The sequence below is a fragment of the Polynucleobacter sp. MWH-Adler-W8 genome (assembly GCF_001889925.1).
Lineage (GTDB): Bacteria > Pseudomonadota > Gammaproteobacteria > Burkholderiales > Burkholderiaceae > Polynucleobacter.
In genome coordinates this window covers 188203-199830 of record NZ_LZFI01000005.1, presented here as the reverse complement: position 1 = coordinate 199830, position 11628 = coordinate 188203, and the positions used below count along the sequence as shown (strand labels likewise).

General features: G+C 46.5%; 9 protein-coding genes. 8 read left to right on the top strand and 1 reads right to left on the bottom strand.

Going from position 1 to position 11628, the window contains the following annotated elements; all coding sequences use genetic code 11:
* Positions 1-4: 4 nt before the first annotated feature.
* The 4 genes from ftsA (at position 5) to lpxC (ending at position 4198) form a co-directional block, all read left to right on the top strand.
* Entirely contained in the window at positions 5-1234 is a 1230-nt protein-coding gene (ftsA, locus tag AOC28_RS07755) for a cell division protein FtsA (RefSeq protein ID WP_072583389.1), read from the top strand.
* A gap of 48 nt (positions 1235-1282) precedes the next feature.
* Positions 1283-2623: a cell division protein FtsZ gene (gene ftsZ / locus AOC28_RS07750; protein WP_072583388.1), complete on the top strand. Its 1341-nt coding sequence runs from the start codon at positions 1283-1285 to the stop codon at positions 2621-2623.
* Positions 2624-2735: 112 nt separating this feature from the next.
* A complete protein-coding gene (locus tag AOC28_RS07745) occupies positions 2736-3236 on the top strand; it encodes a peroxiredoxin (protein WP_072583387.1) in 501 nt (166 codons plus the stop codon).
* A gap of 47 nt (positions 3237-3283) precedes the next feature.
* Positions 3284-4198: a UDP-3-O-acyl-N-acetylglucosamine deacetylase gene (lpxC, locus tag AOC28_RS07740; RefSeq protein ID WP_072583386.1), complete on the top strand. Its 915-nt coding sequence runs from the start codon at positions 3284-3286 to the stop codon at positions 4196-4198.
* 21 nt (positions 4199-4219) lie between these two features.
* Here the strand turns inward: lpxC and AOC28_RS07735 are convergent, their stop codons facing one another.
* A complete protein-coding gene (locus AOC28_RS07735; protein ID WP_072583447.1) occupies positions 4220-4717 on the bottom strand; it encodes a hypothetical protein in 498 nt (165 codons plus the stop codon).
* Between the two features lie 54 nt (positions 4718-4771).
* Between AOC28_RS07735 and secA the strand changes: the two genes are divergently transcribed.
* The 4 genes from secA (at position 4772) to argJ (ending at position 11623) form a co-directional block, all read left to right on the top strand.
* Positions 4772-7537 (top strand): preprotein translocase subunit SecA, encoded by a 2766-nt coding sequence (gene secA, locus AOC28_RS07730; protein WP_072583385.1) that lies wholly within the window; start codon positions 4772-4774, stop codon positions 7535-7537.
* 173 nt (positions 7538-7710) lie between these two features.
* Positions 7711-8169, top strand: a complete 459-nt coding sequence (locus AOC28_RS07725) for a (2Fe-2S)-binding protein (RefSeq protein WP_072583384.1) — start codon at positions 7711-7713, stop codon at positions 8167-8169.
* Between the two features lie 14 nt (positions 8170-8183).
* Positions 8184-10307, top strand: a complete 2124-nt coding sequence (locus tag AOC28_RS07720) for a molybdopterin cofactor-binding domain-containing protein (protein WP_072583383.1) — start codon at positions 8184-8186, stop codon at positions 10305-10307.
* 80 nt (positions 10308-10387) lie between these two features.
* A complete protein-coding gene (gene argJ, locus AOC28_RS07715; protein WP_072583382.1) occupies positions 10388-11623 on the top strand; it encodes a bifunctional glutamate N-acetyltransferase/amino-acid acetyltransferase ArgJ in 1236 nt (411 codons plus the stop codon).
* Positions 11624-11628 lie beyond the last annotated feature (5 nt).

Sequence of the window (11628 nt, the reverse complement as noted above, 5' to 3'; positions counted from 1 at the left end):
GGTAATGAGTAAAGACAATCGCGATATTTTGGTTGGTTTAGATATTGGAACTTCCAAGGTTGTTGCCTTGGTTGCTGAGTTAGCTCCTGATGGTCAATTCAACGTAGTGGGTGTTGGTCAAACTGCATCCAAAGGATTAAAGAAGGGTGTTGTAGTCAATATTGAAGCTACCGTTCAGTCCATTCAGAAGGCACTTGAAGAGGCTGAAGTGATGGCTGATCGCCAGATTGTGCAAGTCTTTACAGGAATTGCTGGTAATCACATTGTGAGTTTTAACTCGAGCGGTATGGTTGCAATACGCGATAAAGAAGTTGGCTCTGGAGATGTCGAGCGCGTACTGGAAACGGCAAAAGCAATCAATATTCCAACAGATCAACAGATTCTGCATATTCTGGTTCAGGAATTCATTATTGATGGACAGGAAGATGTGCGTGAGCCGATCGGCATGAGCGGTCTTCGCTTAGAGGTGAAGGTCCACATTGTTACTGGCGCTGTAAGTGCTGCTCAAAATATTGTGAAGTGTGTACGCCGTTGTGGCCTCGAAGTTAACGACCTGATCTTGCAGCCTTTAGCTTCAAGCTTGGCGGTATTGACCGAAGATGAGAAAGAGCTTGGTGTGGTGTTAGTTGATATTGGCGGTGGTACAACCGATATTGCAATTTATTGTCAGGGTTCGATTCGTCACACAGCAGTGATTCCAATTGCCGGTGATCAAATTACAAATGACATTGCGATGGCATTGCGCACACCAACGATTGATGCCGAAGATTTGAAAATTGCGCATGGTATCGCTCGTCAAGAGATGGCTGATCCAACTGCGATGATTGATGTTCCCGGTGTCGGTGACCGTGAGCCACGTCCAATGTCTAAGCAAGCTTTGGCAGCAGTAATTGAACCGCGTGTTGAAGAGTTATTCACGCTGGTAAGAGGCCTAGTTCGTGACTCCGGATACGAAGATATGGTTTCTTCTGGAATTGTTTTAACAGGCGGCACAGCATTAATGCCAGGCATGGTGGAGTTGGCCGAACAAGTCTTTTTGAGGCCTGCTCGTATCGGAACCCCTGAATACCGTGGCCATCTTCATGAAGTTTTACGTAGTCCCAGATATGCCACCAGCATTGGTTTGCTGATGGAAGGCCAAGCGCAGCTATTGCGCGGTCGTCGTGTTTCTCAATCAGGCGCGTTGCAAGGTGTTATCTCGCGCATGAAGGAATGGTTTGCAGGAAATTTTTAAGTTTTTTTCGTCGTCGTCAATGTAGTACGTATTTACCTAGGAGGGTATATGGAATTTGAAATGTTAGATCAAGAAACAGCTGGCAAGACCATTATTAAAGTGGTTGGAGTCGGTGGCGCTGGTGGCAATGCTGTCCAGCATATGATCCGTCGCGGTGTTAATGGCGTAGAGTTCATTTGCATGAACACCGATGCTGGCGCATTACAGCGTTCTGAAGCATCTGTGAATTTGCAACTGGGTTCTAGCGGATTAGGTGCTGGTGCCAAACCAGAAATCGGCGCAGCTTCTGCTGAAGAAGCGCGTGCTCGCATTGCCGATACATTGCAAGGCGCACACATGGTGTTCATCACTGCTGGTATGGGTGGCGGCACAGGAACTGGAGCGGCTCCAATCGTGGCTCAAGTAGCTAAAGAAATGGGCATTTTGACTGTTGGCGTCATTAGTAAGCCATTTGACTTTGAGGGTGTAAAGCGCTTGAAGGTTGCGGAGAATGGTGCTGCGGAGCTCGAGTCATATGTAGATTCATTAATTGTTGTGCTCAACGAAAAGCTCTTTGAAGTAATGGGTGAAGACGCTGAGTTTGACAAAGCATTTGCTTGCGCTGATGACGTGTTGCATAACGCAGTTTCTGGTATTGCAGAAATCATCAATGTTCAAGGTTTGATCAACGTTGACTTTGAAGACGTTAAAACAGTAATGGGTGAGCAAGGTAAAGCCATGATGGGAACGGCAACTGTTTCTGGTATGGACCGTGCACGCTTAGCTGCTGAAGCTGCGGTGGCATCACCATTACTCGAAGGTGTTGATCTATCAGGTGCACGTGGCGTGTTGGTAAACATTACTGCTAGCCGTTCATTGAAATTGTCTGAGACTCGCGAAGTCATGGCGGCGATTCGTGGTTATGCCGCTGATGACGCAACCGTAATCTTTGGTACTGTTTATGACGAGAGCCTAGGCGATGCCTTACGTGTAACTGTAGTTGCTACTGGTTTGAATAATCCTCAAGCACGTAAAAACAACCAACCTGAAGTAGTTTGGAGACAAGCTACTGGTACTCATGATGCAATGCCAACGATGGCAGACCTCAATAGCTTTGCCCCTGCTAGCGCATCAGCAGCAATGAGCAAAGTAAGTGTGGATTCTGCCTTAAGTACTAGTGCAGGTTTGGCTCTCACTGGAACAGGTAGTGCTCCAGCAATGGCAGCTCAACCGGCGAGTACTGGCGTTGACTATAGCCAATATGACTTGCCACGGGTTTTTCGTAGCTCTCGTGAAGCGACTCCTGCGCCTACATTAGGTGCGGATAGTTCTCCTCAGGCTAAATCCATGTTGGACAAAGGGGCTGATTACTATGAAATTCCAGCCTTTTTGCGTAAACAAGCAGATTAATTAACTGCTTAATACAATAGGTAATTGCGAAATGCCAGCGCGGCGCCCCTCCGGACGACGAATCCCGCGCTTGCGTTGGCATGCTTACTAACAATTATTTATTGGAGATGTCATGATTGCTGTTGGACAAAAATTACCGAACGCTACTCTTTATGAATTTATGAATGAAGAGACAGAAGGCTGCTCCTTAGGGCCAAATGCTTTTGAAGTTGAAAAGCTGGCAGCTGGAAAAAAGATTGTGTTGTTTGCATTGCCTGGCGCGTTTACACCCACTTGCTCTGCTAAGCACGTGCCTGGTTACGTTGAGCACTACGATGCGATTAAAGCTAAAGGTGTTGACGAGATTTGGTGTGTTTCTGTAAATGACCCATTTGTGATGGGCGCATGGGGACGCGATCAAAAAGTTGGCAAAAAGATTCGCATGTTAGGTGATGGCAGTGCTGAGTTCACTAAAAAGCTTGGTTTAGAGTTGGACTTAACTGCTCGAGGTTTTGGTGTTCGCTCAGATCGTTATGCCATGATTATTGAAGATGGTGTGGTGAAGTCATTAGACCGCGAAGCTCCAGGTAAGTTTGAAGTAAGTGATGCCGCTTCCATTTTGAAAAAGCTGTAATTCAAACCCTTATATAACAAATATCCCCTGAATTTAAATACCCAAATATGATGAAGCAACGCACCATCGCCACTCCGGTTAAGACCGTGGGGATTGGCTTGCACTCTGGTCGCAAGGTGACGATTTCTATCAAACCTGCGCCAGTAAATTCAGGGGTTCAGTTTGTTCGGGTGGATACATCTGAACAGTCAGTTGTGCCGGCAACCGCTTTAGCTGTATGTGACACAAGATTGGCTTCTGTTATTCAGAAGGATGGTGTGCGTGTTTCTACAGTGGAACATCTGCTTTCAGCCTGTGCTGGTCTTGGTCTTGATAATTTATTGATAGAGCTTGACGGTGAGGAAGTGCCTATCATGGATGGTAGCGCCGCTTCATTCTTATTCTTAATTGAATCTGCTGGCATTGCAGAGCAAGATGCGCCACGTCAATTTGTAGTGATTAAAAAACCAGTAGAGGTTCGCGAGGGCGATAAGCTTGCGCGCTTAGAGCCATTCTTTGGGTTTAAGTTAGATTTCACGATTGACTTCAAGCACCCTGCGGTGGATAAAACAGGTCAACGTTTTGTGGTTGATTTTGCAGAACAAGCCTACCGCAGTGAAATTGGTCGGGCGCGTACTTTTGGATTTGCGCATGAAGTTGAAGCATTGCGCGAAATGGGATTGGCGCGTGGCGGTAGCTTGGATAACGCGATTGTTTTAGATGAGCACCGCATTTTGAATAACGAAGAACTTCGTTATGAAGACGAATTTGTGCGTCACAAAATATTAGATGCGATTGGCGATCTGTATCTCATCGGACACCCTATTGTGGGAGCTTATGTTGCAGAGAAATCTGGGCATGCTCTCAATAACGCACTTTTGCGGAAGCTTTTAGAAGACCCTAGCTCTTATGAAATCAGCTCCTTTGCTGAAAATAAGGCTCCAGGTGCCTACTCTCAAGAAAGTCAGCCCCTCTTTTTGTAAGGGCGCTGAAGTAGTTTTGAGCTACTTTGGTTTATTTTTCAGCAGTTTCTCAATGGAGGAGCGTAAACCAGAGTCTGGCCCTAACTTCTCCAATAACGATTCCCAGGATTTTTTGGCAACCTCATTTAATCCTCTTGGCTTTTCACGCTGATCTTGGCGAGGTTTAACTTCCCAGCTGGGTGGAGCGGGTTTAACTCGTACTTTGATTGCCTTACAAGGTAGCCCAGATTTACCTAACTCATTGATTAAACTGGGTAATATTTGCTGTAAGCGGCTGGCAATGCTGGCGCTACTGACCAGTAAAAATAGCTCATCTTGCGAGCCAGAACGCCAACCAGCTTCAATTTTTGGGCTCAGATGGTCTAAATCAAGCTTCGTTAGGGCTGAGTTAATGGTTGTCTTGAGTTTGGCTAGATCTTCGGTTTTAGCCAAAATTCCCCCAAGACCATCAGATTCACGTAGGTAATCCATCCAGTCGTGAGCTGTGGGCTTGCGGGATGATTTAGGGCTAAAGTTCATAAAAAATGGGGTTGCGGGTGATAAAATCAAGGACTTAATTTTCTTCAATATCCCATGGTAATCGGTCTTCTTAAAACCCTGGTCGGCAGTCGTAACGACCGCCTCTTAAAACAGTATCGCAAAGTCGTTGCTAAGGTCGCCACTTTTGAGGCGAGCCTGCAATCTTTGGATGATTCTGCACTTGCTGCAAAAACTGCAGAATTCAAGTCACGCCTTGCCGCTGGAGAGTCCTTAGATGACATCGCTGCGGAAGCATTTGCGGTAGTTCGAGAGGCTAGCACGCGCGTTATGAAGATGCGCCACTTTGATGCGCAGATTTTGGGCGGCTTGGCTTTGCATCAAGGCAAGATTGCCGAGATGGGTACAGGCGAAGGAAAAACCCTAACAGCTACTCTTCCAGTCTATTTGAATGCTTTGACTGGTAAAGGTGTTCATGTTGTCACGGTAAATGATTATTTGGCACAGCGTGATGCCGAATGGATGTCGAAGTTGTATAACTTCCTGGGCATGAAGGTGGGTGTGAACCTATCTCAAATGGACCACACTACTAAGCAAGAGGCTTATGCCGCTGATATTACTTACGGCACCAATAACGAATTTGGCTTCGATTACTTACGCGACAACATGGTTCAGGATTTGGATCAGCGCGTGCAACGTGGTTTAGCTTATGCGATCGTTGATGAAGTCGACTCCATTCTGATTGATGAGGCTCGTACTCCATTAATCATTTCTGGTCAGGCTGAAGATCACACTGATCTCTATATCAAAATTAATGCTCTGCCATCATATTTAGAACGTCAAATTGGCGAAGAGAAGACAGATGGTACGGGTGTTGAGAAGCCAGGTGACTACTGGGTAGATGAGAAGTCTCAGCAGGTTTATTTGACCGAACAAGGTCATGACAAGGCTGAGTCTATATTGGTTCAATTGGGCGCGCTCAATGATGGTGACTCTCTTTATGCGCCGCAAAATATTACTTTGATGCATCACGTTTATGCTGCTCTGCGCGCACACACGCTCTATCACCGCGATCAACAATACGTTGTTCAGGGTGGCGAAGTCATCATCGTAGATGAATTTACAGGTCGTTTGATGCAAGGTCGTCGTTGGTCTGATGGATTGCATCAGGCTGTAGAAGCTAAAGAGGGTGTGCAGATTCAGAATGAGAATCAAACTTTAGCGACGATTACTTTCCAAAATTATTTCCGCATGTATGGCAAGTTAGCCGGCATGACTGGTACTGCCGATACTGAGGCGTATGAATTTAAAGAAATCTACAACTTGGAAACAGTTGTGATTCCGCCAAATCGTATTAGCCAAAGAAAAGATAAGCAAGATCAGATCTATAAGTCATCTCGCGAACGCTATGACGCGGTGATTAAAGATATCGAAGATTGTTATGAACGTGGCCAGCCAGTATTAGTTGGTACCACTTCGATTGAAAACTCTGAGTTGATTGCGAATCTATTAGATCAGCGCAAATTACCGCACCAAGTTTTAAATGCAAAACAGCATGCTCGTGAAGCAGAAATTATTGCTCAAGCTGGTCGCCCAAAAATGATCACGATTGCTACTAATATGGCAGGCCGTGGTACTGATATCGTGCTTGGCGGCAACGTCGGCAAGCAGTCTTCTTTGATTGAGGCTGACGGCGCACTAGCTGATCCTGATAAAGCAGCCAAAATTAAGCAGTTGCAGGATGAGTGGCAAAGTATTCATGACCAAGTACTTGCTGCGGGTGGTTTACATATCATTGGCACCGAGCGACACGAGAGTCGTCGTATCGATAACCAGTTAAGAGGCCGTTCGGGCCGCCAGGGTGATCCTGGCTCCTCCCGCTTCTACCTTTCATTGGATGATCCGCTGCTACGCATATTTGCAGGCGATCGTTTACGTTCCGTCATGGAGCGTCTCAAGATGCCCGATGGTGAGCCGATTGAGGCGGGTATGGTGACGCGCTCTATTGAGTCTGCTCAACGCAAAGTTGAAGGCCGCAACTTCGATATTCGTAAGCAATTGCTGGAATATGACAACGTTGCCAATGATCAGCGTAAAGAAACTTACCGCCTCAGAAATGAAGTGCTTGAGAGTGCTGATATTGGCGAGTTAATTGCTAATTTGCGCGAAGATGTTTTGCGTTCCGTTTCCTCAGTTTATGTTCCTCTGGAGTCTATGGAAGAGCAGTGGGACCTAGTTGGACTGGAAAACGTTTTAGCCAGTGAGTGGGGTCTTGAACTTGACCTCAGAAATTGGGTTGAAGGTGCCGAGACTGTAGATGATGCAGAAATCGTTGATCGTGTATTGCAGGCCGCTAAGGAAGCTTATGATGCAAAGGTCGAACTCTCTGGGCGTGAATCTTTTGCAGGCTTTGAGCGCTCCGTGCTTCTGTATAGCTTGGATAGTCACTGGCGTGAGCACTTGGCTGCTTTGGATCATTTGCGGCAGGGTATTCATTTGCGCGGGTATGCGCAAAAAGATCCTAAGCAAGAATATCGTCGTGAAGCATTTGAGCTGTATGGTGAATTGCTCAATGTCATCAAAAATGACGTTGTGAAAAACATCATGACGGTTCAGATTAGGAGCTCAAGCGAGTTAGATCAGGCTTCGGAATCTATGAATGAGGACCTGGCAAAGCTTTCAGATGTTCAGTATCAACATGCTGACGCCGATAAGGAAGTAGCGGGCTCAACGGGTGATCGTGGCGCTGCAGTGGATATTCAGCCAGCTCCTCTTCGCGCAGGTCCAAAGGTAGGTCGCAACGATCCCTGCACTTGCGGTAGCGGAAAGAAGTATAAAAACTGCCACGGCGCCCTAGCTTAGAGCTTTAATCTTTACGCGACAGTGCTTAAATGGCTCAGATTTATCTGGGCCATTTTTCTTGGTGGAAACCCTAATAATTTAATACCCCTAGAGACCCTGAGATCTGTCATGATTTGTAGGCGCAAAAATATTTGCTTTGTCTGCAAAATCTTAAATTTAAATAAGGGGGCGTTATGACCGTGTCTTTTACTCTCAATGGTAAAGCTGTTAATTTCGATGGGGATCCTGAAACGCCAATTCTCTGGGTCTTACGAGACCATTTAGATGTCACGAGTCCAAAGTATGGCTGTGGCGCAGGACTTTGTGGTGCCTGTACAGTTCATCTAGAAGGTGCTGCTATCCGTTCTTGCTCCACCCCTATATCTGCTGCAGGCGGTAAGTCGGTTACCACTCTCGAGGGTTTAACGGCAAAAGTTGGGAAAGCACTTCAAGACGCTTGGATCGAGTTTGATGTGCCTCAGTGTGGATATTGTCAAACTGGGCAAATGATGTCTGCAGCCGATTTATTGGCAAAGAAAAAACAGCCTAGTAGTGATGATATTAAAAATGCCATGAGCGGCAATATTTGTCGCTGCGGCACCTATTCTCGTATCGAAAAAGCAGTCAAACGCGCTGCAGATAAATTGGCATAAAGGGTAAAGATCATATGAAAAATCAATCTTTAAAAAGCAACAGCCGTCGTCAATTTATTCAGCAAAGTGCCGTTCTTGGCGGTGCCTTTGTTATCGGGATGCATCTGCCGCTGGCAAGTGAAGCTGCTGTAGGGGATGCGGCAAAGCCTGCTTTAGCAAACGCTTGGGTAAAAATTACCCCGGATAATCAAATTACGCTTATTTGTGCTCGCTCAGAGATGGGTCAGGACGTATATACCTCTTTACCAGCTTTGTTAGCTGAGGAATTAAATTTACCTCTCTCAATGATTCGGGTTGAGATTGCTGGAGTTGCCCCTGTTTACATCAATGCGATGTTGGGTGGTCAAATTACCGGCGGCTCAACTTCAGTACGCGAAGCCTTTGATAAGTTAAGAACTGCCGGAGCCGCAACTCGTACTGTCTTAGTTCAGGCCGCTGCTCAACGTTGGAATGTTGCAGCTGCCGACTGTAAGGCTATGAATGGCAAGGTAACGTATTCAGGTGGCAAGTCAGCCACCTATGGAGAATTGGCTGCAGATGCAGCTAAGTTACCTCTTCCAGAAAAGCCAGCCCTAAAGTCGCCTGCCAATTTTATGGTGATTGGCAAAGAGTCGATGCGCCGTTTGGATACACCGAGCAAAGTTGCTGGCAAAGCAGTTTATGGAATTGACGTCAAGATTCCGGGTATGGCAATTGCATCCTTAGCGCAATGCCCTGTTATTGGAGGTACGCCTACATCCTTTGATGCTTCCGCTGCAATGAAGGTATCTGGAGTAATTAAAGTTGTCCAGATTTCGGATGGTGTTGCAGTATTAGCTAAAGACTTTTATACCGCGCGCAAAGGTAGAGATGCCCTGAAGATTACCTGGAACGAAGGGTCTAATGCCAACCTGAGCAATGCGGTTGTTCGTAAGTCATTGGAGGATGGTTTATCTAAAAAAGGGGCTGTGATTAAAACAGTGGGTGATTCCAATGCTGTCGTTGCAAATGGCAAGCCGCTGAGCGCCCAATACTTTTTGCCGTACTTGGCCCATTCCACCATGGAGCCTGTGAACTGCTCTGCCGATGTATCTAATGGCAAGTGCAGAATTATTGGCCCAATTCAGTTTCAGCAAGGTGGGCAGGCTGTGGCTGCAGCTGCGGCCGGCGTTAAGCCAGAAGATGTCACTATTGAAACCACCTTTCTGGGCGGTGGATTTGGCCGTAAATTGGAATTGGATTTCATTCGTCAGGCTGCTGAAATTTCTAAAGCAGCTGGCATGCCAGTCAAGATGCTCTGGACCAAGGAAGATGACATTACTCATGACTTCTATCGTCCTATGAGTATTCATAAAGTGGATGGAGTCTTGGGTGCTAATGGTCAGCTGGCTTCCTTGAAAGCCAAAATGGTTTCTCAGTCAGTGACAGCACGAGCCTTTCCTGGTTTTGTGAAGGATGGTTTTGATCCATTCATGGTGGAGGGCTCCAACAATATTACTTATGAAATACCTAATCTAGAAATTACTAATGTGATTACGGATACCGGACTTCGAGTGGGTTATTGGCGCTCAGTCAGTAATGCGTTAAATGCTTTTGCAATTGAGAGTTTTGTAGATGAGGCCGCTAAAGCCGCTGGCAAAGATCCTGTTGCGTATCGGATGGCATCTTTAGGCAAGCACCCACGAGCAAAGGCTGTTCTTGAGTTGGCAGTGAAAAAGTCTGGATACATTCCTGGTAGTAAGCGTTTTGGTGTTGCACAGATGGAGTGTTATGACACCTATTCTGCTTGCATACTTGAATTAGATTCTGCGGCTAAAGAGACCAAGGTTAAGAAAATTACGTTTGTTTCTGATTGCGGAATTACAGTGCATCCTGATCAAGCAAGGGCACAGCTCACTGGTGGCGTGATCTACGGCTTGAGCGCAGCCTTGAGCAATGAAATCACGATTGAGAATGGCCGGGTTCAGCAGAACAACTTCAATAACTACCCTAGCTTGAGACAAAATCAAGTGCCAGTAGTTGAGGTGCATTTGGTGCCAAGTCAGGAGAAGCCGGGTGGTTTGGGTGAGGTTGGAGTGCCTTTAGTGGCCCCAGCTCTAGTAAATGCAATCGCCGCAGCAACTGGCAAGCGGATTCGGGAGTTGCCAATCAAGGCATAGTATCTGTAATGGGGTTTAACCAATAAAGCGCGCCTAGAAGGTGCGCTTTATTTTTGAGCCTCATCTACAATTATCAGACTATGACTGTTAACTTACCCCTCCCCCAAAAAGCCGAACTAAAGCCTATCAAAGGTTTTGAGATGGGCATCGCCGAAGCTGGTATTAAGAAGGCAAATCGTAAAGATTTATTGGTAATGACTTTAGCGCCTGGTTCCCAGGTTGCTGGCGTTTTTACTCTAAATCGTTTTTGCGCTGCTCCAGTACAAGTTTGTCGCGAGCATTTGGCACAAGAGGGTCGAAATGGTGAAATTCGAGCTCTGGTGGTGAATACCGGCAATGCTAATGCTGGGACTGGTGCATCTGGCATGAAGCATGCCTTAGAAACCTGCGCAGCTTTGGCTAAGGATCTGAAGATTCATCCAGAGCAGATTCTGCCTTTTTCAACCGGCGTGATTCTTGAGCCGCTCCCGATTGAGAAAATTATTAGCGCTTTGCCAAGGGCGGTGGCAAACCTTAGCGAGGACAATTGGTTTGATGCGGCTGAAGCCATCATGACCACGGATACTCAGCCTAAAGCCACTTCAGCAACTGTACAAACACCTGCAGGGATGGTGACTATTACTGGTATCTGTAAGGGCGCTGGCATGATTCACCCCAATATGGCAACCATGCTGGGATTTATTGCTACTGATGTTGGATTTGCACCTGGCCTATTGAGTGGCCTTACTCGTGAGATAGCGGATCTTTCATTTAATGCGATCACTATTGATGGTGATACATCCACTAATGACTCTTTCATCATTATGGCGACGGGTCAGTCATCAGTGCAAATTCAATCGGCGAACGATCCTAGTTATGTGATCCTACGAGATGCATTAATTGCACTAGCTAGAAAGCTGGCGCAAATGATTGTGCGCGATGGCGAAGGGGCAACCAAATTTATGACGATCGAAGTGCTTGGTGGAAAGACTTCTGAGGAGTGCCGCTTGGTTGCTAAGGCAGTTGCCCATTCCCCTTTAGTAAAAACTGCTTTCTTCGCTAGCGACCCTAATTTAGGCCGCATCCTGGCAGCGATTGGCTATGCGGGTATCGCTGATTTAGATGTGAATCGCGTACAAATGTGGCTAGGAGATGTTTGGGTTGCTAAAAATGGTGGACGCAACCCTGACTATCTCGAGGCTGATGGTCAGAGGGTCATGCAGGCTCCAGAAATTACCGTCAAGATTGACTTGGGTCGCGGCAACGCTACACAAACTATGTGGACTTGTGACTTGTCGCATGACTATGTATCTATTAATGCAGATTACCGCTCATAAAAGAC